Here is a 25,573-nt window from a genome sequence, read left to right as displayed (position 1 = left end):
TACAGCGATTCAAAACCTCCTATATCGGCTGTATTAATTTCGATGGTTTTGGCAGCATAACGGGGCTTGTTTTCTGGGGAGTATAATTGTGGTTCTCCGACTGCCGGTGGTTATCATTTTGATGAGTGTAGCTGCTCGCAGATGCACTGTTTGGAATGGATACATAAGGTCTCAAACGGGTAAACTCTTCCTGTCTCAGGCCGTACACTCTGGCCAGATCATCTGGTTTTCTGAATTTTCCCCCTTTGTTACGATAATTGATGAGGGTGCGGATGGTTTTGTCTCTTAGTCCCAGCTTTTTGAAACCTTCGGCGTCCAGGGTGTTGGGATCGAAATTAAAAGCCGTTCCTTTCGGCGAGCTGGCATAACTTCCTTCTGTATGATCAGCCTGGTAGCTGGCCACAGGTTCAGATGTTTCTCCTGATGCGTTTGTTGATTCATCCTGTTCTTTTTGCTGCAGATTTTGGGCGGTCTGCATCCAGATCGAGTCTTCAGGTGACACCCGGACCTCATCTTGCTGCGTTTGAAAAAAGGGAAGAAAGGCGATAACCAGGATAACAGGAACCAGGAAAATGATCCCTACGCGTTCTTTTTTGAAAAAGTAAAAGACTCTTTCACCATGTGTTTCAGGCTCATAGATAGCTATTTTCATAAATTTACGAATTATAAAAATCACTATCAAAATAAGATTTGGCAAAATTATTGCTAATAAGTTTTTTCTTTATAATTTATCCCCTAACTTTGCAGTCCTTTTTATTTTGGCCAATAAAATTTTGACTTACGAAACGTATTCAAGTAATTGAATTTCAGCAGGATTTCTTTTAGCGATAAAAGTGGTCCTTTTTGGCGTTTCTATAGGTGAATCATTAAAACCGGTGTATTATTTATGTCTGCTACAAGCGTAAAATCAAGAGTGAATTTCGGGAAAATCAAACATTTGGCTGAAACGCCAGATTTGCTCGAAGTTCAGATTCAATCATTTAAAGAGTTTTTCCAGCTGGAGACTACACCCGACAAGCGTAACATTGAGGGCTTGTTCCGTGTATTCAAAGATAATTTCCCTATCACCGATACGAGAAACATCTTTGTGCTGGAATTTTTAGACTACTTTATTGATCCCCCCGTTATTCGATCGATGAGTGTATGGAGCGCGGCTTAACTTATGCCGTTCCGCTTAAAGCAAAACTTCGCTTAAGCTGTAACGACGAAGAGCACGTAGATTTCCAGACAATCGTTCAGGACGTGTTTTTAGGTAACATTCCTTACATGACTCCCCGTGGTACTTTTGTGATCAACGGTGCTGAGCGTGTGGTTGTTTCTCAATTACATCGTTCTCCGGGTGTATTCTTTGGTCAGTCTGTTCACCCGAACGGTACAAAAATTTACTCTGCGCGTGTAATTCCTTTTAAAGGAGCATGGATGGAGTTTGCTACAGATATTAATAACGTAATGTATGCGTATATCGACCGTAAGAAGAAATTCCCGGTTACTACCTTATTGCGCTCTATCGGTTACGAAACAGATAAGGATATCCTGGAGCTGTTTGGTATGGCAGATGAAGTGGCCGGAGAACAAAAAGCACTGGAAGCGCATATTGGCAAAAGATTAGCAGCGCGCGTATTACGTACATGGGTAGAAGATTTTGTGGATGAAGATACTGGTGAGGTTGTGTCTATCGAGCGTAATGAAATTGTGATGGAGCGCGATACTGTACTGGATGAAGAGGCTATCGAAACCATCGTAGATATGGCGATCGAAACCGTATTTATCCAGAGAGAGGACGTAGGTGGTGATTATGCAATCATTTACAATACTTTAAATAAAGATACTTCGAACAGTGAGTTGGAAGCGGTCCAGTTTATTTACCGTCAATTACGCGGTGCTGATGCTCCTGATAATGAAACTGCCCGTGGTATTATCGATAAATTATTCTTTAGCGATAAACGCTATGATCTGGGTGAAGTAGGACGTTATAAAATCAACCGTAAGTTGAATATAGACGCTCCGCTGGAACAAAAAACCCTGACCAAGCTTGACATTATTGAGATCATCAAATACCTGGTACGTTTAACCAATGGTAAAGCGGAGATCGATGATATCGATCACCTGAGCAACCGTCGTGTACGTACTGTAGGCGAGCAATTATATGCTCAGTTTGGTGTGGGTCTGGCTCGTATGGCACGTACCATCCGTGAAAGAATGAATGTTCGTGATAACGAGGTATTTACCCCGGTGGATCTGATCAATGCAAGAACCCTTTCTTCTGTGATCAACTCTTTCTTTGGTACTTCCCAGTTATCCCAGTTCCTGGATCAAACTAATCCGCTGTCTGAAATTACCCACAAACGTCGTATTTCAGCGCTCGGGCCAGGTGGTTTGAGTCGTGAGAGAGCCGGCTTTGAGGTTCGTGACGTACACTATTCACACTATGGTCGTTTGTGTACTATTGAAACGCCGGAAGGACCGAACATTGGTCTGATCTCTACACTTTGCGTACACGCTACTATCAATGAAATGGGCTTTATCGAAACGCCTTATCATAAAGTAGTGAATGGTAAAGTGGATGTTAAGAAACTGAAATTCTTAAGTGCAGAAGAAGAAGATTCAGCTAAAATCGCCCAGGCAAATACCGCGTTAGATGCTGATGGTAATTTTGTTGAAGATAAAATTGAAAGCCGCGAAACAGGTGACTTCCCTATCCTGGATAAATCGGAAGTAGAATACATGGACGTAGCTCCTAACCAGATTGTAGGTTTGAGCGCTTCCCTGATTCCGTTCCTGGAGCATGATGATGCCAACCGTGCGTTGATGGGATCAAACATGCAACGTCAGGCCGTTCCATTATTACGCCCTGATGCACCTATCGTAGGTACCGGTTTGGAAGGAAAAGCAGCGCGCGATTCAAGGATACAGATACACGCAGAAGGTGATGGTGTGGTGGAATTCGTAGATGCAACTGAAATTCATGTGCGTTACGACAGAGATGTGAATGAGAAGCTGGTAAGCTTTGAAGAAGATCTGAAAGTATACAAGCTGACGAAGTTCATTAAAACCAACCAGGAGTCTTGTATCAACCTGATGCCTACTGTAAAGAAAGGTCAGAAGGTGAAAAACGGAGATTTCCTTACACAGGGTTATGCCACTCAGAATGGGGAACTTGCGTTAGGTAAAAACCTGAAAGTGGCGTTCATGCCATGGAAGGGGTACAACTTCGAGGATGCCATCGTGATCAGCGAGCGTGTAGTAAAAGAAGACATGTTTACTTCCATCCACATTTCTGAGTATGAACTGGAAGTGCGTGATACTAAATTAGGAGAAGAGGAATTAACTGCTGATATACCTAACGTATCTGAAGAAGCTACTAAAGACCTGGATGAGAATGGTATCATTCGCATTGGTGCACAAATTAAAGAAGGCGATATCCTGATTGGTAAGATCACTCCAAAAGGTGAAAGTGACCCAACTCCTGAAGAGAAGTTATTGCGTGCCATCTTTGGTGATAAAGCCGGTGATGCAAAAGATGCTTCTCTGAAAGCTCCAAACGGGGTTGAAGGTGTGGTGATCGGCAAGAAACTGTTCCAACGTGCTAAGAAAGATAAGAATGCTAAGGTTCGTGAAAAAGCAGCCATTGAAAAATTAGATCGCGTTCACGAAAAGAATGAGCAGGATATATTGAACGTTCTTTTAGAAAAACTGGGAACCTTATTGGAAAATCAGACTTCTTTAGGCGTTAAAAACAGCTTCGAAGAAATCGTGATCGGCAGAAACTCTAAGTTCAATGCTAAGAACCTGGCTTCACTGGATTATGCGAACATCAATCCTTTGGGCTGGACTACCGACGAGAAGATCAACGACCAGGTAAATACTTTGTTGCATAACTATAATATTAAGTTCAACGAAGAGTTAGGTCGCTACAAGAGAGAGAAGTTCAATATTTCAATAGGTGATGAATTACCTGCGGGTGTATTGAAACTGGCTAAAGTATACTTAGCGGTTAAGCGTAAGCTGAAAGTGGGTGATAAAATGGCGGGTCGTCACGGTAACAAGGGTATCGTTGCGAAAATCGTACGCCAGGAAGATATGCCGTTCCTTGAGGATGGATCACCTGTAGATATCGTACTGAACCCACTAGGGGTACCTTCGCGTATGAACCTCGGACAGATTTACGAAACTGTTTTAGGATGGGCTGGTAAAAACCTGGGTGTAAAATTCGCTACTCCAATCTTCGATGGTGCTTCTACTGAAGAGATAGAAACCTATTGTGATGAGGCGGGTATACCTAAGTTTGGTCACACTTACCTGTATGATGGAGAAACCGGCGAACGCTTCCACCAGAAAGCAACCGTGGGTGTGATCTATATGATCAAACTACACCACATGGTGGATGATAAAATGCACGCACGTTCTATCGGGCCATACTCATTGATCACACAACAACCTCTGGGTGGTAAAGCTCAGTTCGGTGGTCAGCGTTTTGGTGAGATGGAGGTTTGGGCACTCGAAGCTTATGGTGCATCTAACATCTTACAGGAATTATTAACCATTAAGTCGGATGATATCATTGGCCGCGCTAAAACATACGAAAGCATTGTGAAAGGTGAAAACGTGCCTCGCGCCGGAGTTCCTGAATCATTCAATGTATTGGTACACGAGTTAAGAGGTTTAGGTCTTGACCTGACGTTTGAATAATATTGAGAAATGTTCATGGATCATTGTAAATGGTTCATGGGCATCTTCAAAAAAGTCAGCGTTCAAATTCTTAAATCTTTAAATAAAAAACTTTAAATAGAAACATGGCTACTAAAAAAGACAATCGTCCAAAAGCAGCGTTTTCAAGAATAACAATTGGCCTTGCTTCGCCTGACTCTATCCTGGAGAAGAGCTTTGGAGAAGTATTGAAGCCTGAAACCATCAACTATCGTACTTACAAACCAGAAAGGGATGGCTTGTTCTGCGAAAGAATATTTGGCCCGGTAAAAGATTATGAATGTGCCTGCGGTAAGTACAAGCGTATCCGTTATAAGGGTATTGTGTGCGACCGTTGCGGTGTTGAAGTAACTGAGAAAAAAGTACGTCGTGAAAGAATGGGACACATTAAATTAGTGGTTCCTGTAGTTCACATCTGGTACTTTAAATCGCTTCCTAATAAAATTGGTTACCTGTTGGGAATGAGCTCTAAGAAATTAGAGAGCATTATTTACTATGAGCGTTATGTAGTAATTCAGGCAGGTGTGCGTGAAGATAAAGGGCAGGGTTATGGTGATTTATTTATTAACTGAAGAAGAATACCTGGATATACTGGATGCTTTACCAAAAGACAACCAGTACTTACCTGATGATGATCCTCAGAAATTCATTGCAAAAATGGGTGCTGAGTCGGTTCATGACCTGTTACAGCGTATCGATCTGGATCAATTATCTTTTGATCTGAGAAACAGCGCCGCTACAGAAACTTCTCAGCAACGTAAAGCAGACGCATTAAAGCGTTTGAGCGTAGTAGAAGCTTTCCGTGATGCGAATACCCGTATTACTAACCGCCCTGAGTGGATGGTAATGCAATACATTCCTGTAATTCCACCAGAACTGCGTCCTTTAGTGCCGTTGGATGGTGGTCGTTTTGCTTCTTCTGATCTGAACGATTTATATCGTCGTGTGATTATCCGTAACAACCGTTTAAAACGCTTAATGGAAATTAAAGCGCCTGAGGTAATCTTACGTAACGAAAAACGTATGCTTCAGGAAGCCATCGACTCCTTATTTGACAATAGCCGTAAATCTAACGCTGTTAAAGCTGAAGGTGGACGTGCCTTAAAATCGCTTTCAGACGTACTGAAAGGTAAGCAAGGTCGTTTCCGTCAGAACCTTTTGGGTAAACGTGTTGACTATTCTGGTCGTTCGGTTATCGTTGTAGGCCCTGAAATGAAAATGCATGAGTGCGGTTTGCCAAAAGATATGGCGGCAGAGCTGTTCAAACCATTTATCATTCGCAAATTGATTGAAAGGGGTATTGTAAAAACCGTAAAATCTGCAAGGAAACTGGTAGATAAAAAAGAAGCGGTTATTTGGGATATCCTTGAAAATATTCTGAAAGGTCACCCGATCATGTTAAACCGTGCCCCAACACTGCACCGTTTATCTATCCAGGCCTTCCAGCCTAAACTGATTGAAGGTAAAGCCATCCAGCTACACCCATTAGTTACCGCTGCATTCAACGCCGACTTTGATGGTGACCAGATGGCGGTACACGTTCCTTTAAGCAATGCGGCAGTATTGGAAGCTCAGTTATTGATGCTGGCTTCTCACAACATTTTGAACCCTCAGAATGGTACGCCAATTACCCTTCCTTCTCAGGACATGGTACTCGGTCTGTATTACATCACTAAGGGTAAGAAAACTACCGAAACTGAAAAAGTTCGTGGTGAAGGCAAGGCTTTCTATTCTGCAGAAGAAGTGATCATTGCTTATAACGAAAAGCGTGTTGATCTGCATGCATGGATTAAAGTAAAAACCAATGTTCGTAATGAAAATGGCGAACTCGAATTTAAATTATTAGAGACCACAGTTGGTCGTGTTATATTCAACCAGCACGTTCCCGTTGAAGTTGGATTTGTAAACGCTTTGTTGACAAAGAAAGCGCTTCGTGAGATCATCGGTAATATCATCGAGATCACTAACGTTCCTAAAACAGCAAAATTCCTGGATGATATCAAGCAGTTAGGTTTCCGTACTGCCTTCCAGGGTGGTTTATCGTTCAGTATTAATGACCTGATCATTCCGGAAATCAAAGCTGAATTGCTGGAGAACGCTAAAGGTGAGGTAGATGAGGTTTGGGACAACTATAACATGGGTCTTATTACCAATAACGAGCGTTATAACCAGATCGTAGATATCTGGAGCCGTGTGGATACCAGATTAACTGAAACGTTGATCCGTGAACTGGCTTCAGACAAGCAAGGATTTAACTCGGTTTACATGATGCTGGATTCAGGAGCCCGTGGTTCTAAACAGCAGATCAAACAGCTGGCGGGTATCAGGGGTCTGATGGCGAAACCAAGAAAATCAGGCTCTACAGGTTCTGAGATCATTGAGAACCCGATCCTTTCTAACTTTAAAGGCGGTCTGAATGTATTGGATTACTTTATCTCTACGCACGGTGCGCGTAAAGGTCTTGCGGATACGGCATTAAAAACGGCGGATGCAGGTTACCTGACCCGTCGTCTGGTAGACGTATCTCAGGATGTGGTAATTACTGAAGAAGATTGCGGAACATTACGTGGTATCAATACATCTGCTTTAAAAGATAACGAAGATGTGATCGAACCATTATCAGACAGGATTGAAGGACGTACCTCATTACATGATGTATTCCATCCTCAAACTGATGAGTTGATCATTGAAGCTGGTACAGAGATCTCAGCAGCAGCAGTTGCAAGACAAATTGAAGACGCTGGTGTTGAGTTTATTGAAATCCGTTCTGTATTAACCTGCGAAAGCAAACGCGGATGTTGCGTTAGATGTTATGGTAAAAACCTTGCTTCCGGTATATTGGCGCAGAGAGGTGATGCGGTAGGTATCATCGCTGCCCAGTCAATTGGTGAGCCTGGTACACAGCTTACATTACGTACTTTCCACGTGGGTGGTGTTGCCGGTTCTGCTTCGGTAGAATCTACATTGGTTGCTAAGTTTGATGGTACTATACAGTTTGACGGTGTGCGTTCTGTTGTTACTACCAATGCTGAAGGTGAAGAAGTGAAAGTGGTTATTGGCCGTACCGGTGAAGCGCGTATCATTGATACAAAAGCAGACAGATTATTAATTACCAATAACATTCCTTACGGTTCTACTTTATTGGTGAAAGATGGTCAGAAAGTCTCCAAAGGAGAAGCGATCTGCTCATGGGATCCTTATAACAATGTTATCGTAGCGGAAGTAGATGGTGAGCTGAAATTTGATAATGTAATTGAAGGTATCACTTACCGCGAAGAGTCGGATGAGCAAACAGGTCACCGCGAGAAAGTGGTAATTGAAACAAGAGATAAAACGAAAATTCCTTCCATCATTGTAGAAGGTAAAACGGATAAATCTTACAACTTACCTACCGGTTCTCACATCATGCTGGATGAAGGGGATGAAGTGAAAGCTGGTAAAGTGTTAGTGAAGATCCCTCGTATCTTAGGTAAACTGAAGGATATCACGGGTGGTCTGCCTCGCGTAACAGAATTGTTTGAGGCACGTAACCCAAGTAACCCTGCAGTGGTTTCTGAGATTGATGGTGTGGTAACAATGGGTGCCGTAAAACGTGGTAACCGCGAAATCATCATCGAAGCTAAAGATGGCGTTACCAGAAAATACCTGGTTCCTTTAACGCGTCAGATCCTGGCACAGGATGGTGACTTTGTAAAAGCAGGTACCTCTTTAAGTGATGGCCAGGTTTCTCCTCAGGACATTCTTTCTATCCAGGGACCGTTTGCCGTACAGCAGTATGTGGTGAACGAGATACAGGAGGTTTACCGTTTACAGGGGGTGAAAATCAACGATAAGCACGTTGAGGTAATTGTACGCCAGATGATGCGTAAAGTAAATATCGTTGATCCGGGAGATACACGTTTCCTTGAAGATGATTTAGTAGATAAATTTGAGTTTGTTGACGAGAATGATTATGTATACGAGAAGAAAGTAGTTACCGATCCGGGTGATTCTGCTAAGCTACGTGCGGGGCAGATCATCAGCCTGCGTGACCTGAGAGAAGAAAACTCTGTATTACGTCGTAATGATAAAAGCCTGTTGAATTCAGGGATGCACAACCTGCAACTTCATCGCCTACATTACTGGGTATTACCAAAGCGTCTCTGGGTGTACAAAGCTGGATCTCTGCAGCTTCGTTCCAGGAAACAACTAAAGTATTATCTTCCGCAGCTATACACGGTAAAGCAGATGAGATGCTGGGCCTGAAAGAGAACGTAATTACCGGTCACCATATTCCTGCCGGTACAGGTTTGCGTGAGTTTGAAAACATGATCGTAGGAAGCAAAGAAGAATACGAATTGTTACAAACTACCCGCGAAGCCATGGCGTTTGATGAGGAAGAGTAATTCTTAAAATAAAAATTTGCAAGAGCAATTCTGGGTAATACCAGGGTTGCTCTTTTTTATGCAAGAAACTTGGTAGTTCGCATGTTAACTCTTAACTTTTCGATCTAAAATCTTGTAATTCTCGTTAAGCCTTTCATAAGAAAGGTTTTCATCTGCACTTTTTCTTTAATTGATGAGTATATTGCAGTTTAAAATTTTAAGGTAATTGTGAAACGCCCATTTAAAACGGTTTCATAAAGGGAGGATGTTGGTGGGGCGTTCCTATCCGACCTGATTAAAAAATATAAAATATTCGGATGAAACAAGCCTTATTGATTGTAAATGCTTTACTGGTTGTTGCGGTATCATTTTTATTATATAAGCAGTTTACAAACGGCTCGGAAAAAGTGACAACGGCTGGGAGTGTTTTGAAAATTAAAGACAGCCTGGGGAGTAAGAAACTGCTTTTTGCCTACATGAATATGGATTCTATACAAGGCAGGTATGAACTGGCGAAAGCGGTATCGAACGAGGTTGAAAGAAGACAGGAAAGTTTAGATGCCGAACTGAATAAGATGGACAAAGCATACAGGAATAAATATGAAGGCTACCAGCAAAGGGGGCTAGCATGACGGAAGAGCAGGCGGCTGCGGCGAGGGAAGACTTGGAAACCACGCAGCGTCAAATGTTGGAAAAAGACAATCATTAATGGATGGCTATCAAAGCTGGCTGGCTTCTAAAAATATGAGTGTGATTAAGGATATACAGGACTACCTCAAGAAGTTTAATGCAGACGGCACTTACTCCTTTATATTTTCTCACGAGCCTTTCTTCTATTACAGCGACACGGCTTATGATATTACCAGCGAGGTGATAAAAGGGTTAAATCAACAGTATAAAGCAAATAAGGGTAAGTAGAAAACCCCATTATAAACGCCATTCTACAATACTGTTTTCCCATTCGGTTTTATAAGGAACACTAACGCGGATATAATTATCAGTATATCCTTCCATCATCCCATTTTTATTGTGATTTTCAAACAACACTTTTCGGGTCTGGCCTGCATGATTGGCTTCGAAGTACTGCATTTTCATGTAGGAAAGATTGCGAAGTGACTTGTTTCTTTCGTGCCGGGTGTGCATATCTATCACGGGGCCGAGGGTGAGTGCATGCGTGTTATCTCTTTCTGAATAAGTGAACACATGCAGGTAAGAAATGTCTAAAGCATGCAGAAAGTCATAGGTCTCTTTAAACGCTGTGTCTGTTTCACCGGGAAAACCAACAATAACGTCAACGCCTATAGCTGCATGTGGCATTAAGGTTTTTATTAGGCCAACACGTTCTGCATAAAGCTCACTTTTGTACCGGCGGCGCATCATACCCAACACCGTATTGCTTCCGCTTTGCAACGGAATATGAAAATGCGGCATGAATCTTTTACTATTGGCCACAAACTCCACGATCTCGTTGGTAAGCAGGTTGGGCTCGATAGAAGAAATGCGATAGCGTTCAATACCTTCCACCTGGTCCAGCTCCTGTATCAGTTTGTAAAAGTTCTCCTCCCTGTTTTGAAAAGATATAGGTTCATTGCCATCGGGGCCTTTTCCAAAATCACCTAAATTAATACCTGTAAGTACAATTTCTTTAGCCCCGCTTGCCGCAAGGCTTTGCGCGCTTTTGATCACATTGGCAATACTATCGCTACGGCTTTTACCCCGCGCCATAGGTATCGTACAAAACGAACAGTTGTAATCACAGCCGTCCTGCACTTTTAAGAAGGTACGGGTACGATCGTTGATGGAAAATGAAGAATTGAACCCGGACACTTCTTCAATATCGCAACTGCATATTTTAGCTGAATCTCCTTTAGATATTTCTTTAATATGTTTGGTGATATTAAACTTTTCGGCAGCGCCCAGCACCAGGTCGACGCCGGGAATTTCTGCGATTTCTTTGGGTTTCAACTGGGCGTAGCAGCCTGTAATCACCACAATGCTTTCGGGCGCCTTGCGCTGTATGCGACGCACCAGCTGCCGGCATTCCTTATCGGCATTTTCTGTAACCGAACAGGTATTAATAACGTACACATCTGCCGCTTCAGTAAATTCCTTTTTCACAAACCCTTCATTTTCCATCATTCGCGAAATGGAAGAGGTTTCAGAGTAATTTAGTTTACATCCCAACGTGTGAAAAGCCACTGATTTTGCGCCCTGCATATGAGCGCAAAGGTACGTTGAAAAGTTGAAAGGTTGATCTCCCCAAACCTTTCCCAGGAAGGGTAGTGGACATGCCGCTGTCTGTTTTGGATGTTTTTAGGTCGACCGTTTTTTCTTTTGGGGCACTGCCCAAAAAGAATTAGATTTTGTGTACCCTTGTTAACCCCGTCTGCCGCCGGGCAGGTAGTCAACATATCAACTGGTGAACTAATCAACCAATCAACTAATCATTACATTTGCTACAGTATATGACAATCCTTCGTTTCCTATTCAGTATTTATGCTGCCATCATTTTTGTGGCCCTGATGCTGTTGATATTCCCACTGGTAATTATAGCAAGTTTTTTTGGCCGGATAAAAGGTGGAAATATGATTTACAGGCTCTGTGTGTTCTGGGCCGACTGTTGGTTTGCTTTTACTTTCATAAGGGTAAAATCGATATATGAAGCACCTTTTAACGCGAATGAAAAAAGTATTATTGTAGCCAATCATATTTCTTATCTCGATATTCCCATGCTGGTTAAAGTATTTCGAAAGCCTTTGCGACCACTGGGGAAAATTGAAATGACCAAAGTGCCGGTTTTCGGCTTTATTTATAAAAATGCAATTGTCACCGTTGATAGAAGAGATGCCGCTCATCGTGCCGCTAGTTTGAAAACACTTAGGTCCGTTTTAAACAAAGGAATATCCATATTTGTATTTCCTGAAGGAACATTTAATGAAACAACCGTCCCTCTTAAGGAGTTTTATAATGGCGCTTTTAAGCTGGCCGTGGAAACACAAACCCCTGTTCAGCCGGTGTTGTTTTTAGATACTTATAGAAGAATGCATTATGAAACAATTTTTTCTTTAACGCCCGGGAAATGCAGGGTAGTGTATCTGAACAAGGTAGAAGCAGGAGAAGATTATCATTTGCTCAAAAAAACCGTTTTTGACGATATGGAGCAGGCATTAGTAAAATATAAGGCAGACTGGATCTCGAAATTGTAACTATATTGATAACACATGCAGGAGCTGGGATTATACGATCAAACCAATAAAAAAAGGTCTTCGCGGAAATTATCATTCCGTTGGCATTGCCTCTTAATTATACCTGGTTAGTACCCGAACATTTGCTGTCGGGTATTAAAGTGGGATGTCGGGTGGAAGTGAACTTAGGTAAAAATAAAAGGTATGCAGGTGTTGTAAAACAGTTACACCATGAAGCGCCTGAATTTTTTGAGGCCAAAGAAGTATTGAACATTCTTGATATGCAACCGGTCGTATATCCGCAACAGCTGCAGCTTTGGGAGTGGATTTCGGGCTATTATATGTGCACGCAGGGAGAGGTAATGGCGGCCGCATTACCCGCGCATTTTAAATTGAGTAGTGAATCCATCATTGTGTTTAATGAAGAAGCTGGCGAGGACTTTACTGAATTGGATAATGAAGAATACCTCGTAGCCGAAGCACTGCTGATCAGGAAAGAACTGAAATTGCCCGAAGTGCAGTTGATACTTGACGCATCTCATATTTACCCGGTGATCAACCGGCTGATACAAAAACGGATCTGTTATGTATGGGAGGCATTGAAAGAAACCTATATTCCCAAAAAGGAGGACTATATCTTGTTGAGCCCCGAATACAGTTCGGAGAAATCATTGGAACTATTGCTCAACGAGGATAAAAGATTACAGCGTGCAGAAAAGCAAATGGAGCTGCTGTTGGCTTACCTGCATTTTCAAAAAACTGAGGGAGAGATCACTAAGGCTGCATTACTTAAAAAGTCGGGGGCAACCGATGCGCAGTTAAAAGGATTAATAGAGAAAGGCATATTAATAGCTGAAAGGAGAGTGGTAGACCGGATCAAGCGGGGAGCGAAAAATATTGACATCAATTTTGAGTTATCTGAAGCACAGAATGTGGCTCTTGAAGCAATTAAGACATCGTTGACGGATAAGCCTATTTGTTTACTGCATGGCGTTACCTCCAGTGGTAAGACCGAGATATACATACGCCTGATAGAGGATCGTATAAGGGAGGGCAAGCAGGTTTTATACATGTTGCCGGAGATTGCGCTCACGTCACAAACAATCAGGCGTTTGCAAAAACATTTTGGCGGACATATTGGTGTGTATCATTCCAAGTTTTCGCAGAACGAAAGAGTAGAAATATGGAATAAAGTGAAAGATGGAGAGTTGAAAATTGTGCTCGGCGCCCGCTCAGCTTTGTTCCTGCCTTTCGAAAACCTGGGATTGATCATTTGCGATGAGGAGCACGATACCTCTTACAAACAAATGGAGCCGGCACCGCGCTATCATGCCAGGGATACAGCTATTTACATGTCTTCTTTGTATGAAGAGTGTAAAGTATTGCTGGGAAGTGCTACACCCTCTCTGGAGTCTTATTATAATGCTGTAAAAGAGAAGTATGGCCTGGTAAAACTTACGCAGCGTTACGGTAATGTAGAAATGCCGGTGCTGGAAATGGTTGATATGCGCCGGCAAAAAATAAAGATCCCAATGCGGCAATTTTGAGTGAGCCTTTGTGCAATGCTATACAGGCTTCAATGGATGCCGCTAGGCAGGTAATACTGTTTCAGAACAGGCGTGGATACACGCCCTACCAGCGATGTAATGCTTGCGGGTGGATACCGCAATGTAAGCATTGTGATGTGTCGCTAACGTTTCATAAATTTTATAACAAACTGGTTTGCCATTACTGCGGAACCAGTTATGCACCAATGACCACCTGTGCAGCTTGTGGCAGCCACGATTTTGTGCAAAAACAATTTGGTACCGAGCGTATTGAGGAAGTGTTGCAGGAAATTTTCCCTCTGGCTAAAACGGCCCGCATGGACATGGATTCTGTGAGAGGTAAAAATGCGCACGACCAGCTGATCCAGAATTTTGAGCAATTGAATATTGATATACTGGTAGGCACCCAGATGGTGGTTAAAGGATTAGATTTTGAAAACGTAGACCTGGTGGGCATTTTAGATGCGGATGGTATTTTGTCGTTTGCCGATTTCAGGGTAAACGAAAGAGCTTACCAGTTGATGGAGCAGGTGAGCGGTCGCGCGGGAAGAAAGCATGGTAAAGGAAAAGTACTGGTGCAAACCTCGCAACCAACACACCCTGTTTTAATGCAGGTGCAGCAACATGACTATGACGCGCTTTACAACGATGAGATAACTAAACGGGAGCAATTCTTTTATCCTCCTTTTTCGAGAATTATTAAGCTCACCTTTAAAAGCAAGATACGAGAGGTGGTGCAGGATGCCGCCCAGATTTTTACAAGCGCTTTGTCCAACCGGTATAAGGACTATATTACAGGGCCTGCGGAACCTGTTATTAACCGGCTTAGAAACCAGTATTTGATGGAGGTGTTATTGAAATTACCCCGTAATGCCAAAATGCTGGAGCAATGTAAAAAAGATATTCTTTACCAGGTTGCTGTATTGCACCAGGAACCCCGGTATAAATCGGTGGTAGTAATACCGGACGTAGAGGGGTATAGTAATCTTAAATGATTCTTGCTAAATATGCCAAGAACTCAGCACCGGGTATAAAAAGCAGTTGGGCTAAAAAAGTGCCCAGTAGCCTGGCGATGGTCATGTATATAATATATCTCCGGAAAGTAGATTCAGCACATTTACCCATAGTTACGTCATCAGTCATTACTGATAATTGAGGGTCGATAAATACAAACATTAAAATAGTAGCAAAACCATTGATAAAAGCAGATAGCTGGCTTGCGGTCGTCCTATAATCCGGATCAACATAAGAAGCATAAACTGCAGATAGGACGCCAACAGTAAGAATAGCTACAGCTATAATGTTCAGTAAAAAGACCTTCCAGGGAAATTTCGCCTGAAAGTTGAGCATAGTGATATTTTCTTTCACCGGTATTGCTACATTATTTCGGAAATAAAGGATACCCGCTTTCGAAAATCCATGCAGCACCAGCTTCGACATTGATTTATGATAACTGAAGCTTACAACCGCCCTGGACAAGACTCTCTGAAATGTTGGAATAAGAAAACCTCCCACTATCGTAGCCAGCGAGCAGGAAAAAATAATCCACCTGAATACATCGGCATGTCCATTGATACCTGCTTTAATATCATTTTCTACAGTCTTAGCCAATAGCGGCGCCTGAAAACCATTCGCTGTTCTGGATATTAAAACGAGGATATTAAACAATGCAAACGAGATAGCAATCCGACCAGTGCGAACGCCTACTATTCTAACCGAATAAGAGAGTGTGGTAATCAGGTTGATCAAAAAAGTTAACGCCAGTACAATAATTATCTGCGAAGACATAAAGCAAATGTATATGTTACAATGAAACTATTTCACTTTACTCGTATCTACTACCCAGTCATCTGTTCTGAAAGGGGCAACCGGTAACCCTTCTTTGCTGAAGATATTGGACATGCCACCATTGCTGAAGGAGAACCGTACTGCTACGGGGTTTTTAACTTCGGGGCTGGAAGCTACCAAGCGGTCTTTTTCTATTTTAATAACCGCCGGTACAAATACTTTGTCAGGTCCCGCTAAATAGAATTCAGTAGCCGCTTTACCCGCATTCAATTTAAAACCGTTAGCTGCGTTATCAAAATATAAATTGACTTTATTGCCTGTTATATCCATCCGTTTAAACATAGGACTTTTATAGCTGGTTAAGCTTTTCCCATAAGTTTCGGCTAACGCATAATTAGCAAGCCGCAAAGCCACATCTTTTTTATTAGTGGGGTGAATATTTTTTACATCATTCACCAGGTCTGAAATAACCACCATGCCTGTTTTGGGCAGGTTAAGTACTTTGGCCTGTTGCTCACGTATCAGGTTACCTACATTGTTATTGCCATAATTAAAAGGAGCTATTTGTACATAATAAAACGGGAAGTCCTTCTTCCAGGCGGCTCGCCAGCTTTGTATCATTTCGGCGAATAGCTGCCCGTAAGTAAAAGGCATCACCGTATTCCCTTCTCCCTGGTACCAGATAGCACCTGCTATAGAAAGGTTCAGTAGTGGATAGATCATGGAATTATAAGCATAACCAGGTGTTACAGGCCACCAGGGCACTGTTTTTTGCATGGCAGCAGACTTTGCTAATACATCGCTGCTATTTACTTTTTCTGCTGGTGTCCAGGTTTCTGCGGGTGTACCGCCCCAGCTTGTATTAATTACTGCAACCGGCACATTTAGTTTTTGCTGTAGCTCTTTTGCGAAAAAATAGGCAACCGCGCTGAAGCCTTTCAAGGCATCAGGACCCGAAACCTTCCAGCTGCCCTCTACATAATCCTGTGGATAGGGCGATGTTGTTTTAGCCACATGAAAAAGCCTGATATTGTTGTTCTGGCTATTGGGCATTTCGTCAATGATTTGCTGAAGCTTTTGTAGGCTGCTCCATTCCATATTCGACTGGCCCGAGCATACCCATACTTCGCCGATCATAATATTGTCCAGTACTATGCTGTTCTCGCCTTTTAACGTAATAGTATAAGGGCCTCCCGCTTCCGGTGTTTTTAGATTTAATTTCCATTTGGCATTACCATCAGCTACTACAGAGTCCTTTTGATTGTTCCATGAGGTAGTAATATAGATTTTCTCAGAGGGATTAGACCAGCCCCAGATGGCCGTTTCACTTTTCTGTTGTAACACCATATTACTGCCAATGATATTCGGTAGTCGGATAGCACTAAAAGCAGTAAATGATATGGTGAGGAAAAAGCAAAAAGAAAGAGCTTTCAATAGTTGTTTAAACAAAACGCGGGGCATTGCTACAATCATTATTCTATATTTAAGGGCTTGAAGTTAAGGCTTTATTTGCCTTTAGGAAACTCTTTAAATAATTGTAGCAGGTGTTCTTTCTCCTTGCTGTATTTCGGATACTCAAAGAGATTGACTCTTTCAGAAGGATCCCATGCGAGGTTAAATAACTCCCGTAGTTCACCGCTATCCTTTTGGGTGATGCGCAATTTCCAGTCGCCCTCTTTTACGCCCTCTAGTTTTGTGTTGTGATAGTAAATAGGCCGATGCGACTGATTGTAGTTTTTTGTAGTAAGAAATCCGGATATGGATTGACCGTCTAAAGTATTCGCCGGTGGTTTCGATTTAGTCCACTGGGCTAATGTGGGTAGTACGTCAAGATTGGATATCGGTTTCAGCAACACTTCATTGCTTAAAGTGTGTCCCTTCCAGTAAACAATAAAAGGTACGCGATGTCCGCCTTCATAAGAAAGGGCCTTCCAGCCTCTGAAGATACCCGCGCGCCTACATGATAGGGCTGACTGTAACCATCGTCATACATTCGTTGTGGGGCATTCTGCCAGGGACCATTGTCACTGCTGAATATGAAAATTGTGTTATCCGCTTGCCCGGCTTGCTCAACAGCTTTCCATATCCTGGATAATCCTTCATCCATCTCCTCTATTACATCACCCAGTTCACCACCTGCCGAACTTTTTCCCCGTTTCTTCATCGCTGCAAAAGCAACCGGCAAGTGTGGCATATTATGAGCCAGGTACAGGAAGAAGGGTTTTTGCGTTTTAACCGATTTAGTAATAAATCCGGTAGCTTCTTTTACATAAAGATCATTCAGTATACTATCAGCGGGCTGATAGATTTCGGGAGTAGTGTTTCTGAATAGCTTAATTACCGTATCCGTTTTTACATAAGGGCTTCTATAATCATGACTATACATCATTCCATAAAAAAGTCGAAACCTTGTTGATTGGGTAAGCCACTACCATAATCGCCTACATGCCACTTGCCTACAGCGCCTGTTGCATAGCCATTAGGTTGTAGTACTTCAGCAATGGTTACCTCATTCTCAGGCATCGTGATTTTGTTACCCGGGCCAATCACGTAAGTAATGCCCGACCGGGTGCAATAGCGGCCTGTTAGCAGCGATGCACGAGAGGGAGAACAAATAGGAGAGGTGGTGACAAAATTAGTAGCCATCACACCATTTCGCGCCATTTTATCCAGGAACGGCGTTTGTATTAAAGGGTTGCCATAACAACTGATATCGCTGTAACCCAGATCATCAGCCAGGACTAAAATAATATTTGGCTTTTTTGAGCAGATAGGATAGAAGCTATAAACGTGAAAAGCAGGACAATGATCAGGCGCATGATGGATGTTGAAATTTTTGATAATAATGGCTTGTTGTTTACTACTGTAAAAATAGTAATTATGGTTTTAGCTCAATCTGTACTACCTGTACACCATCTTCTGCAGCTGCTATTTTATCGGGTAATATAAATGATGTGCTGCGATCATTATTATCCTGGTATTGAATGGGCATGTCCGTGTCCAGCATTTTACAGGACGCTATTTTGCCGGATAGGAGAGGCAACGAAAAGCTTTTACTTTCGAGCGATTTCAGGATGGAAGCGTATAGGTAATTCTTCCCGTCGATACTCTTTTGCGTTAACCGGATATTTTCAGGTGCTTTTATTGTAGCAGGCAGGGCGCCATATATTGCTTCTCCATTGGCGAGCATCCAGCCGCCCATTTCTCTTAACCGCCTTATAGCCATAGGGGGAATGGAGCCATCAGCTTTAGGACCTATGTTTAATAAGTAATTACCGCCTTTCGATACATTATTCACCAGGTAGCCGATCATTTCTTTGGCTGTTTTCCAGTTGTAGTCTTTGGCATGCCAGCCCCATGAATGTACCATAGTGGCAGGTGTTTGCCAGGGACGCTGCAATAACTCATTTGGATAATCATTGTCCATCATTTCAAGGAAGTCGATATCGTTGCCGGGATTGAGCCATGATATTCTCCCGTTAATCAGCGTTTTGGGGCTTAGCTTGCGGATCATCGCTATTAATTGGTCGCGCCGCTTATCAGATATAAATATTTTTTCCTGCTCATCTCCCCAGGTGTCAAACCAAAACAGGTCAGGATTGTAACGTTCAATAAGCTCTTTTACCTGGGGTAAGCATTTCTCATTCCAGTACTGCTCGAATTGTGCATCTGTTTTTTGAGGCGTCCAGGAGGGCGTAGCTCCGCCGGGATGCTCCCAGTCTTCACAGTGAGAGTAATAAAAACCATATTTTAAACCATATTTCTTACAGGCTTTTGCTAAATCTCCCAGGAGATCTTTTTGTACGAAGTGCCGCCCATGTCGTAGGTAGAAACTTTCGAATCCCACAAAGCAAAGCCATCGTGGTGTTTGGAAGTTATTACAAAGTATTTTATGCCCGCATCTTTAGCTTCCCTGATCCAGCTGTCGGCATCAAAGTTTATGGGATTGAATTGTTTTGCCAATGCCCGATATTCGGTTTGCGGCACTTCAAGCCTTTGTTGTATCCATTCTGCATACCAGCTATTGCCATTCTTAAAACTTTTGTCGGGCATGGTATGGCCTTTATAAGTGCCTCCCAATATGCTGTATAGTCCCCAATGCACAAACATGCCAAACCGGGCTTCCTTAAACCAGCTGGCCCGGTTTGTAGCCGTGATCTGCTGTGCCTGGGTGTTTGCCCAAACCAATATGGTTATTGATAAGATTATACGTTTCATTAGTTTTTGTTTAGTTATTCGTACCCGTTTTCAATAATGATGGTCTGTCCTTTTTTCATTTTTAAAGAAATGATACCCTCTTTACCGGTATTAAACGCTGACATGGAAATACTCCTTGTGATCCATGTTCTGAAGGGTAGTTTTATCTGTAGTAAACCTCCCTGCTCGGCTGTAATCGTTATGGTAGTAGGTACGCCGTTTTCTTTTTGGCAGATACAATAAAAGCGCCTTCAGTTCTGAGCCGGTCAAAGGATACATTATTCCAGCTACGGGGTACCGCAGGGAATACTTCGATGTATCCATCCCGGCTTTGTAACAGCAATTCCTGTACACCCTGAGCAAAAGCAAAGTTTCCTTCGAGTGTAAATGGCCGGTAAGTAAAATTAGAGTACTGGCCGCCTTTTTGATCACCATTTAAATGAAAGCTGTTAGAGAGCAGAAATTGGAAGCAAAGATCTGTAGTTGTTGCACCGCCTTATCTGCTTCATATGCCCTGGCGTAGAGTGATGCCATCCAGCTAAAAGAGTAGCCACACCAGGCCCGGGTTCCTTTTTCCTCGATTCTATTCAGTGAGTTCCGGATAATGTTTTTATCCTCCGGTTTGTTGATATCTAAAAGCGCTAAAGGGTAAATAGCCATATAAGGAGACATATGCCTGTGCGATGAGTTGAGGTCCTCGCCAGGCGCAACCGTAAAGCCTGTCTGGTTGGTTTCATAAGCGGGTAACTGAGCACTTATTTTTTCCAGTGATCAGCCTCGGCGGTTTTATTAGAAGCTAATGCTACTTCAGCCGCTGCCTTAAACAGGAACTGCACTAGCGACAGGTCGAAATTGCTCCAACTGGTAAACCAGGCGGTAATAGCATTGTCGTGGTACTCCGGACTGGAACTTAAGGGGAGCATTCTTTTGCCGTTCTTTAAAAAAGTGATCTGCTCCATGTAATTAGCCACATCATGTATATAGGGGTAAGCCCTGGCTTGCAGAAATGTTTTATCCATAGAATATTTCCACTGCCAGTAAAAATGTTGCGCGCACCAGGCTCCTACAGTTGGCCCGAGCGAATACTGTATCCAGCCTCCCATAGGATCTCCATTAAGCGTAGCTACACCTGGTACATTCAAACCATTCACACCAAAATACTGCCTGGTGTATTGCTCGTTCTTCTTTTTATTATTCCAGAGCCAGTTAATAAAGCTTTCTCCCTCCTGTAAACGGTTGGCGGTATATACCGGCCAATAGCTCAGTTGCGTATTCAGATCGTTATGGAAATCGCCTTTCCATGGCGGCAGACTTCCGTTATCAGCGGTCCATACGGCCTGTAGTGTTATCGCAGGAGCAGCAGGACGAGATACAGCCCCCAACTTGTACATTTCAAGATAGTATTGCTTTTCAATCAGGGTGTCTGGTAATAAAACAGAAGACCTTGACCAGAAATTCTTCCACCAGCCGGCGTGACTGGCCCAGTTAGTTGGCTCCTTACTGGTAGTGCTTAATTCTGAAGCCTGTGCTTTTTATCATTAGATATGATCCACTGACCAATGATGCGGTTGCCGGGAAATTTCTTCCAGCTGATCAACACTTCAAAATAATGACCATCATAAGTGGGTTGATGATAATGGATGCTATTAGGTGTTTGAAAAACCGTGCCTTTGGTATATCCTAATTTTCCTAATCCTTCTCCTGCATGGCTGTTATCCTTGTCTGCAGAAGAAATGCCGCTGTTATAGTTATGTGCGATCAACTTTGGCGACAATAGCCTGGCTATATCGGGAACTTTCTTTTCGTCAATATGTTCGAATGAAAAATAGCCCGCTTCTTTAGTAGCGTGTATATAAGTTTTGAACAGGACATCGTTTTCAAATGTTACCGTGTTTAACGCCGTATTTATATCAAGCACATTAGATAGTACCTTGCCCAGGTACGAGATGTCGAATTCGATTGCGGCAGCGGGAAGTTTGGTAGGGTAGGGACTGGCATCATAAGGCCGGTCGCCCAGGCGATGCGCAGAGTCATAGGTTTTATTCGCAACCCATCTTTGCACATCCGCGAAATTGAATTGAGAAAGATCCAGTGCTTTTCTTTCATCCCATAGATCTGCCCTGTCAAGCGAAAGCCTTAGATGCCCCTGTTTTTGCCATACCAGGGCACCTAACATGCCATTACCCAGCGGAATGGCTTCATCCCATCTTTTAGCCAGCTGACTGAAGTGTAGGTTATGTGCTGCGCGGGGTTGTGCTTTTGCAGTTACAGCCAGCAGGGTAAATAAAAACAGTAGTAAAGAGGTTTTTGTCATTTGGTATTTAAATTAATGTCTAATGGTTGCTGGTTCCTGATAATGGAAACCAGGATGGTTTTATTAAAGTTTTTAAGTGCGTTATAGGTATCCAGGAAGTCTTTTACGTTCCTGGTTTTTTTGCCATCCATCATTACTATAACATCCTTTGAGCGTAAATGGGATTGAGCCAGTAAGCCTTTGCCTGCATCCATAATGATGACCCCTGTTTCGTCTGGTAAGCCGTAGGCGGATCGATCACCTAAACCGGCTACCGATTTAATCAGCCCTCCGCTAAATTCAATGGGGTGGCTAAATTCATCGGCTTCTTTTACTATTTGTAATGCGGGTATTTGGGGGTGACGGGCAATTTTTTTCAGGGCAGGTTTTTGTACTCCAAAATGGAACATGTCGAAATTTTTAAAGCCGCTTTAAGCGCAGGCGAATTGGCTTTTACATTGAAATTGCCGTTGACAGGATCTATAAAAAGCGGATCACCCGCCAAACTGTTTTGATCTGTTCCATTCGCCCTTGCTTTTTCTAAAGCGGCTTCATCGGGGAAGAGATTGTGATCGATCATTTTCCCCAATCATTCATGCCAATTGGTGCGTAAGCTTTCATCACAATATTTCGGGTAAATACGTCATTGCTATTCTTAAACCACACATGCGGATGAAAACTGTTGTTGATCATAATATTGTTTTCCGCTTTCCGGAAAAAACCTTCCCTGAATTTTAAACCACCATTTAAAAAAGGTTGTTATAAATGTGATAATTAGAAGAACCATCGTCCAGGTCAACGTCCCAGCCGTGATCACAGCGCCATCGGTTGTTGCGTATAACGGTTGTTTTCCTCGCGTCAAGCAGTATCAATTCAGGATGTACAGCTACAAGGCTATCCATATAACTTCTTCCGGCTGCCCAAAACCGGTCTCTTCCCCAGGAGTTAAAAGAGCCATGGTCACCCGTTTCAAGCACCGTATTGAAGACGTCATTATTTTCTATCAGGTGGCCTCCAAAACAACCATCGCCAATATTAATCCCCGCCCTGGGTAAATTGTAAATGCTGTTCCTGCTCACTTTTATTTGAGATGCTACTTCTATCTGCACTCCGGTAGCTTGCTTCTCTATTTGTCCCAGGTTGTGCAGGAGATTGTTGTCTACAGAACAGTGTTGCGGGTAGTTATTACTTAATGGTCCGGCGTTTTGTCCATGTTGGTATAAGCTATATGGCTCCCATAGCTAAAAGACGGGCTTCTCACCGCTTTCATATCACCAACGAAGGCCACCGCATTAGCGCCGATATTGTATATATGACAACCCGTTACCAGGTTGTTTTTATTATAATTACTGAACACGATCGCATTGCCGCCCAATCCCTCAAAAGTACAATCCGTTACTGTACAGTTTTCTGTACCATCAAAAAGCAAAGCGCCACCACGATAAAAGGTCCAGTCGCTTCTTAGCAATGGCTCTTTGGTCTCCATAAAAGTTCTTTCATTGTGTGTGAAATGAAGATTGGAAAAAGTAATATTCCGAAGCGGCTGCTGAACAGTTCCTTCAATAACAAAGCTTTTAGCTAAATGAGATACTTCAATTTTTGCAGTAGAAAGGGGAGCGTTCTCAGGCGGATAGAAGTATAATAATTTTTTGTCTTTATCCAGAAACCACTCTCCTGGTACATCGAGTTCTTCAAAAATATTTTCTGTAAACCTCATGTCCGGGTGCAGTTTACTGGGCCGGTTGTTTTGCCAACCGCCTTCCATTTCTAAATTACCGTTTTTATCAACCCCGGTAAAACGATAATGAAATCCACCCCATTCACCTCCATGCAGCGCATGTAAATATCCTCCCGTAGGGTTTAACCATTTTTGTACTCTTTGGGGAGCAATAGCATCTGCTGCTGTCCCATTAAATGTTGTTGCGGCCGAATCGTAGTTGGGATAACGAGCTAGAACCTGGAGCAGGTTATTACAAAATAATCTTTCGAAATTTATGTTGCCTGCTACTTTAGCTACGTAAATGCCGTTTTTGAAGGGTTTCCAGTTTAAGGTTAACCTTTTACCGCCACTAATAATTACCGATCCTGAACCTTGTATTTTTAGCGATCGGGGTTTAAACTGTTGGGCACGTAATTGTATGGTCTCATCCAGGTAATAAATGCCTTCTGCTATATGAATAACAACATCTCCTGTTATGGCACTGGCTTTTGTTATGGCTCGTTGTACCGAAAGAAACGGAAGGGATAAATTTCCCGGATTGCTATCTTTACCTTTTAGGGAAACATACAGGCTTTTTTGAGCTATTGCCGTATATCCTAAAACCAATAGCAAACCAGCAAAAAATATTTTTTGAGTAATACAGCATATGCAGGATCAGTTAAAAGCTATTTGTAAATTCTTATTGAGAAATTTTAAACAATCGAGCCTATAAAACACATCAAGTTAGTATTTTTATACGGATGGTTAACGCGCAAACGGTTGCATATAAACTATATTAATTTTTATGAATATAGAAAGTATCAGAGATTATTGTTTAGGAAAGGCTGACGTGGAAAAAACCCTACCCTTCGGCCCCGATACATTGGTGTATAAGGTGAATGGTAAGATATTTTTGCTGATGGGAATGGATGCAGACCCCGTCTCCTTTAATGTAAAGTGTGACCCCGACCTGGCTTTGGAACTGAGGGAGCAATATAACTGCGTACAACCCGGTTATCACATGAATAAAAAACATTGGAATACTATTGTTGCTGATGGATCAGTCCCATTTAAGCAATTAAAAGAGTGGATTGATCATTCATACGACCTTGTGGCTAAGACGAAAAAGAAATAGGGGTTAAGCGTCTAAAGTCTGGGTAGCAATAATGTTCCATTTTGTGCCGTCGTGTTGTAACAGATGGAGTGCATTTATTTCAAACTGATCTTCAAATGCCTGATCCTTGTATTCATCCCATGCTTTTTCAAAATGATCCGGCGTCAGGTCGCGATAGGCTACCGTTAAGTGGGGAACAAATTTTTTGTCAACTGGTTGTATGACGAAGGGTGCAAATCCTTTAAAGCTTTGAATGAGGTTATGCTGCAGGAGGATTAGCGTTGTGTGGTTCACAGGCTTGATGAAAATAACGGGGTGTAAGTTATTGGTGAAAGCACCAAATCCATTTAATGCTGTTGTGAACGCTCTTTGTGCCGGCTTAAAATCCTCAAACCACTTCAGTAATGAATCGTGTAGCTCCGGAGGTATAATGAAAGGAGCTTTCAACGTGATATGCGGCATCACTTTCAATGCCCTGCTGCTATTAAAACGTTGAGCAAAGTCCAGTTCAATCTTTCTGACTTTATCCTGCAATTGCTGGTGCGGAATGACGGCTATAAAATACAGGTTAGCCCTTGACATATAGAACTACCATTTTATTTCCTCTAAGTGCTCATCCAAAAACGGAAACCCCAACCTGGCCGGTTATGTGGAAATGCAAATCCATCCTTTACTAACA

The 25,573-nt window shown here is 42.5% G+C and carries 28 protein-coding genes; 11 read left to right on the top strand and 17 right to left on the bottom strand.

The features are described 5' to 3' along the window. Positions 1-19 precede the first annotated feature (19 nt). Entirely contained in the window at positions 20-652 is a 633-nt protein-coding gene (locus MKP07_RS02080; RefSeq protein WP_240844779.1) for a ComEA family DNA-binding protein, read from the bottom strand. A gap of 234 nt (positions 653-886) precedes the next feature. On the opposite strand from MKP07_RS02080, the gene MKP07_RS43565 reads away from it, so the two are divergent. The 7 genes from MKP07_RS43565 to MKP07_RS02050 all read left to right on the top strand — a co-directional run bounded on the left by MKP07_RS43565 (position 887) and on the right by MKP07_RS02050 (position 9,989). Further along, complete coding sequence (locus tag MKP07_RS43565) at positions 887-1,159, top strand: hypothetical protein (protein WP_240844778.1); 273 nt, start codon at positions 887-889, stop codon at positions 1,157-1,159. Continuing rightward, the gene (rpoB, locus tag MKP07_RS02070) at positions 1,144-4,689 is read left to right on the top strand and encodes a DNA-directed RNA polymerase subunit beta (RefSeq protein ID WP_240844777.1); all 3,546 of its coding nucleotides are present in this window, start codon (positions 1,144-1,146) and stop codon (positions 4,687-4,689) included. Before MKP07_RS43565 ends, rpoB begins: the two co-directional genes overlap by 16 nt. 104 nt (positions 4,690-4,793) lie before the next feature. Next, positions 4,794-5,279, top strand: a complete 486-nt coding sequence (locus MKP07_RS43560; RefSeq protein ID WP_449588738.1) for a hypothetical protein — start codon at positions 4,794-4,796, stop codon at positions 5,277-5,279. Continuing rightward, a complete protein-coding gene (rpoC, locus tag MKP07_RS02065; RefSeq protein WP_317235758.1) occupies positions 5,257-8,952 on the top strand; it encodes a DNA-directed RNA polymerase subunit beta' in 3,696 nt (1,231 codons plus the stop codon). The genes MKP07_RS43560 and rpoC overlap by 23 nt, the downstream gene beginning before the upstream one ends. Further along, entirely contained in the window at positions 8,940-9,092 is a 153-nt protein-coding gene (locus MKP07_RS43555; RefSeq protein WP_240844776.1) for a hypothetical protein, read from the top strand. The genes rpoC and MKP07_RS43555 overlap by 13 nt, the downstream gene beginning before the upstream one ends. 296 nt (positions 9,093-9,388) lie before the next feature. Next, the gene (locus MKP07_RS02055; protein WP_240844775.1) at positions 9,389-9,703 is read left to right on the top strand and encodes an OmpH family outer membrane protein; all 315 of its coding nucleotides are present in this window, start codon (positions 9,389-9,391) and stop codon (positions 9,701-9,703) included. A gap of 76 nt (positions 9,704-9,779) precedes the next feature. Then, positions 9,780-9,989 (top strand): OmpH family outer membrane protein, encoded by a 210-nt coding sequence (locus MKP07_RS02050; protein WP_240844774.1) that lies wholly within the window; start codon positions 9,780-9,782, stop codon positions 9,987-9,989. A gap of 9 nt (positions 9,990-9,998) precedes the next feature. Here the strand turns inward: MKP07_RS02050 and mtaB are convergent, their stop codons facing one another. Then, complete coding sequence (gene mtaB / locus MKP07_RS02045) at positions 9,999-11,288, bottom strand: tRNA (N(6)-L-threonylcarbamoyladenosine(37)-C(2))-methylthiotransferase MtaB (protein ID WP_240844773.1); 1,290 nt, start codon at positions 11,286-11,288, stop codon at positions 9,999-10,001. Between the two features lie 368 nt (positions 11,289-11,656). Here mtaB and MKP07_RS02040 point away from each other — a divergent pair, with 368 nt between their 5' ends. The 3 genes from MKP07_RS02040 to priA (MKP07_RS37510) all read left to right on the top strand — a co-directional run bounded on the left by MKP07_RS02040 (position 11,657) and on the right by priA (MKP07_RS37510) (position 14,798). Next, positions 11,657-12,277 (top strand): lysophospholipid acyltransferase family protein, encoded by a 621-nt coding sequence (locus MKP07_RS02040; protein WP_240844772.1) that lies wholly within the window; start codon positions 11,657-11,659, stop codon positions 12,275-12,277. 80 nt (positions 12,278-12,357) lie between these two features. Beyond that, positions 12,358-13,803, top strand: a complete 1,446-nt coding sequence (gene priA / locus MKP07_RS37515; protein ID WP_262919116.1) for a replication restart helicase PriA — start codon at positions 12,358-12,360, stop codon at positions 13,801-13,803. 32 nt (positions 13,804-13,835) lie between these two features. Next, a complete protein-coding gene (gene priA / locus MKP07_RS37510) occupies positions 13,836-14,798 on the top strand; it encodes a replication restart helicase PriA (RefSeq protein ID WP_262919115.1) in 963 nt (320 codons plus the stop codon). On the opposite strand, the gene MKP07_RS02030 is transcribed toward priA (MKP07_RS37510), so the two are convergent. From MKP07_RS02030 to MKP07_RS01965, 14 genes are all read right to left on the bottom strand, one after another. Next, on the bottom strand, positions 14,791-15,591 hold the full coding sequence (locus tag MKP07_RS02030) for a lipid II flippase Amj family protein (RefSeq protein WP_240844771.1): 801 nt from the start codon (positions 15,589-15,591) through the stop codon (positions 14,791-14,793). The two genes, priA (MKP07_RS37510) and MKP07_RS02030, sit on opposite strands and share 8 nt — an antisense overlap. 27 nt (positions 15,592-15,618) lie before the next feature. Then, positions 15,619-17,064 carry a sialate O-acetylesterase gene (locus MKP07_RS02025; protein ID WP_240844770.1) on the bottom strand — a complete coding sequence of 482 codons (1,446 nt, stop codon included), beginning with the start codon at positions 17,062-17,064 and terminating at the stop codon, positions 15,619-15,621. Positions 17,065-17,096: 32 nt separating this feature from the next. Next, positions 17,097-17,483 carry a sulfatase/phosphatase domain-containing protein gene (locus tag MKP07_RS02020; protein ID WP_317235929.1) on the bottom strand — a complete coding sequence of 129 codons (387 nt, stop codon included), beginning with the start codon at positions 17,481-17,483 and terminating at the stop codon, positions 17,097-17,099. Further along, positions 17,456-17,980 carry a sulfatase-like hydrolase/transferase gene (locus MKP07_RS40935; RefSeq protein ID WP_317235757.1) on the bottom strand — a complete coding sequence of 175 codons (525 nt, stop codon included), beginning with the start codon at positions 17,978-17,980 and terminating at the stop codon, positions 17,456-17,458. Before MKP07_RS40935 ends, MKP07_RS02020 begins: the two co-directional genes overlap by 28 nt. Continuing rightward, a complete protein-coding gene (locus tag MKP07_RS02010) occupies positions 17,977-18,303 on the bottom strand; it encodes a sulfatase-like hydrolase/transferase (protein WP_240850614.1) in 327 nt (108 codons plus the stop codon). The genes MKP07_RS40935 and MKP07_RS02010 overlap by 4 nt, the downstream gene beginning before the upstream one ends. Positions 18,304-18,469: 166 nt before the next feature. Further along, entirely contained in the window at positions 18,470-19,438 is a 969-nt protein-coding gene (locus MKP07_RS02005) for an alpha-L-fucosidase (protein WP_240844769.1), read from the bottom strand. Further along, positions 19,369-19,809 (bottom strand): alpha-L-fucosidase, encoded by a 441-nt coding sequence (locus MKP07_RS02000; RefSeq protein WP_240844768.1) that lies wholly within the window; start codon positions 19,807-19,809, stop codon positions 19,369-19,371. The genes MKP07_RS02005 and MKP07_RS02000 overlap by 70 nt, the downstream gene beginning before the upstream one ends. Positions 19,810-20,223: 414 nt before the next feature. Beyond that, entirely contained in the window at positions 20,224-20,460 is a 237-nt protein-coding gene (locus MKP07_RS01995) for a hypothetical protein (RefSeq protein ID WP_240844767.1), read from the bottom strand. Between the two features lie 83 nt (positions 20,461-20,543). Further along, complete coding sequence (locus MKP07_RS01990; protein WP_240844766.1) at positions 20,544-21,170, bottom strand: glycosyl hydrolase family 95 catalytic domain-containing protein; 627 nt, start codon at positions 21,168-21,170, stop codon at positions 20,544-20,546. A gap of 128 nt (positions 21,171-21,298) precedes the next feature. Further along, positions 21,299-22,102, bottom strand: coding sequence for a glycoside hydrolase N-terminal domain-containing protein (locus MKP07_RS01985; RefSeq protein ID WP_240844765.1), 804 nt, complete (start codon positions 22,100-22,102; stop codon positions 21,299-21,301). Continuing rightward, positions 22,099-22,491, bottom strand: a complete 393-nt coding sequence (locus MKP07_RS01980; protein WP_240844764.1) for a hypothetical protein — start codon at positions 22,489-22,491, stop codon at positions 22,099-22,101. Before MKP07_RS01980 ends, MKP07_RS01985 begins: the two co-directional genes overlap by 4 nt. Then, positions 22,458-22,661, bottom strand: coding sequence for a DUF5123 domain-containing protein (locus MKP07_RS01975; RefSeq protein WP_240844763.1), 204 nt, complete (start codon positions 22,659-22,661; stop codon positions 22,458-22,460). Before MKP07_RS01975 ends, MKP07_RS01980 begins: the two co-directional genes overlap by 34 nt. Before the next feature lie 166 nt (positions 22,662-22,827). Further along, positions 22,828-23,190: a hypothetical protein gene (locus MKP07_RS01970; RefSeq protein WP_240844762.1), complete on the bottom strand. Its 363-nt coding sequence runs from the start codon at positions 23,188-23,190 to the stop codon at positions 22,828-22,830. A gap of 80 nt (positions 23,191-23,270) precedes the next feature. Next, positions 23,271-24,413 carry a right-handed parallel beta-helix repeat-containing protein gene (locus tag MKP07_RS01965; RefSeq protein ID WP_240844761.1) on the bottom strand — a complete coding sequence of 381 codons (1,143 nt, stop codon included), beginning with the start codon at positions 24,411-24,413 and terminating at the stop codon, positions 23,271-23,273. Positions 24,414-24,585: 172 nt separating this feature from the next. On the opposite strand from MKP07_RS01965, the gene MKP07_RS01960 reads away from it, so the two are divergent. Continuing rightward, positions 24,586-24,915, top strand: coding sequence for an MmcQ/YjbR family DNA-binding protein (locus MKP07_RS01960; RefSeq protein WP_240844760.1), 330 nt, complete (start codon positions 24,586-24,588; stop codon positions 24,913-24,915). Positions 24,916-24,918: 3 nt separating this feature from the next. Here the strand turns inward: MKP07_RS01960 and MKP07_RS01955 are convergent, their stop codons facing one another. After that, on the bottom strand, positions 24,919-25,476 hold the full coding sequence (locus MKP07_RS01955) for a 2'-5' RNA ligase family protein (protein ID WP_240844759.1): 558 nt from the start codon (positions 25,474-25,476) through the stop codon (positions 24,919-24,921). Positions 25,477-25,573 lie beyond the last annotated feature (97 nt).

It is taken from the genome of Paraniabella hibiscisoli, from assembly GCF_022512515.1.
Classification (GTDB): Bacteria; Bacteroidota; Bacteroidia; order Chitinophagales; family Chitinophagaceae; genus Niabella; species Niabella hibiscisoli.
Note: the sequence above shows the minus strand (reverse complement) of the source record. Positions and strands in the feature narration are given on the sequence as shown.

Coding starts and splice junctions, on each gene's coding strand:
- MKP07_RS02080 (WP_240844779.1), bottom strand. CDS start 652: ATGAAAATAGCTATCTATGAGCCTGAAACACATGGTGAAAGAGTCTTT.
- MKP07_RS43565 (WP_240844778.1), top strand. CDS start 887: ATGTCTGCTACAAGCGTAAAATCAAGAGTGAATTTCGGGAAAATCAAA.
- rpoB (WP_240844777.1), top strand. CDS start 1,144: ATGGAGCGCGGCTTAACTTATGCCGTTCCGCTTAAAGCAAAACTTCGC.
- MKP07_RS43560 (WP_449588738.1), top strand. CDS start 4,794: ATGGCTACTAAAAAAGACAATCGTCCAAAAGCAGCGTTTTCAAGAATA.
- rpoC (WP_317235758.1), top strand. CDS start 5,257: ATGGTGATTTATTTATTAACTGAAGAAGAATACCTGGATATACTGGAT.
- MKP07_RS43555 (WP_240844776.1), top strand. CDS start 8,940: ATGCTGGGCCTGAAAGAGAACGTAATTACCGGTCACCATATTCCTGCC.
- MKP07_RS02055 (WP_240844775.1), top strand. CDS start 9,389: ATGAAACAAGCCTTATTGATTGTAAATGCTTTACTGGTTGTTGCGGTA.
- MKP07_RS02050 (WP_240844774.1), top strand. CDS start 9,780: ATGGATGGCTATCAAAGCTGGCTGGCTTCTAAAAATATGAGTGTGATT.
- mtaB (WP_240844773.1), bottom strand. CDS start 11,288: ATGCAGGGCGCAAAATCAGTGGCTTTTCACACGTTGGGATGTAAACTA.
- MKP07_RS02040 (WP_240844772.1), top strand. CDS start 11,657: ATGATTTACAGGCTCTGTGTGTTCTGGGCCGACTGTTGGTTTGCTTTT.
- priA (WP_262919115.1), top strand. CDS start 13,836: ATGGATGCCGCTAGGCAGGTAATACTGTTTCAGAACAGGCGTGGATAC.
- MKP07_RS02030 (WP_240844771.1), bottom strand. CDS start 15,591: ATGTCTTCGCAGATAATTATTGTACTGGCGTTAACTTTTTTGATCAAC.
- MKP07_RS02025 (WP_240844770.1), bottom strand. CDS start 17,064: ATGATTGTAGCAATGCCCCGCGTTTTGTTTAAACAACTATTGAAAGCT.
- MKP07_RS40935 (WP_317235757.1), bottom strand. CDS start 17,980: ATGATGTATAGTCATGATTATAGAAGCCCTTATGTAAAAACGGATACG.
- MKP07_RS02000 (WP_240844768.1), bottom strand. CDS start 19,809: ATGAAACGTATAATCTTATCAATAACCATATTGGTTTGGGCAAACACC.
- MKP07_RS01995 (WP_240844767.1), bottom strand. CDS start 20,460: ATGTCTCCTTATATGGCTATTTACCCTTTAGCGCTTTTAGATATCAAC.
- MKP07_RS01985 (WP_240844765.1), bottom strand. CDS start 22,102: ATGACAAAAACCTCTTTACTACTGTTTTTATTTACCCTGCTGGCTGTA.
- MKP07_RS01980 (WP_240844764.1), bottom strand. CDS start 22,491: ATGTTCCATTTTGGAGTACAAAAACCTGCCCTGAAAAAAATTGCCCGT.
- MKP07_RS01975 (WP_240844763.1), bottom strand. CDS start 22,661: ATGATCGATCACAATCTCTTCCCCGATGAAGCCGCTTTAGAAAAAGCA.
- MKP07_RS01960 (WP_240844760.1), top strand. CDS start 24,586: ATGAATATAGAAAGTATCAGAGATTATTGTTTAGGAAAGGCTGACGTG.
- MKP07_RS01955 (WP_240844759.1), bottom strand. CDS start 25,476: ATGTCAAGGGCTAACCTGTATTTTATAGCCGTCATTCCGCACCAGCAA.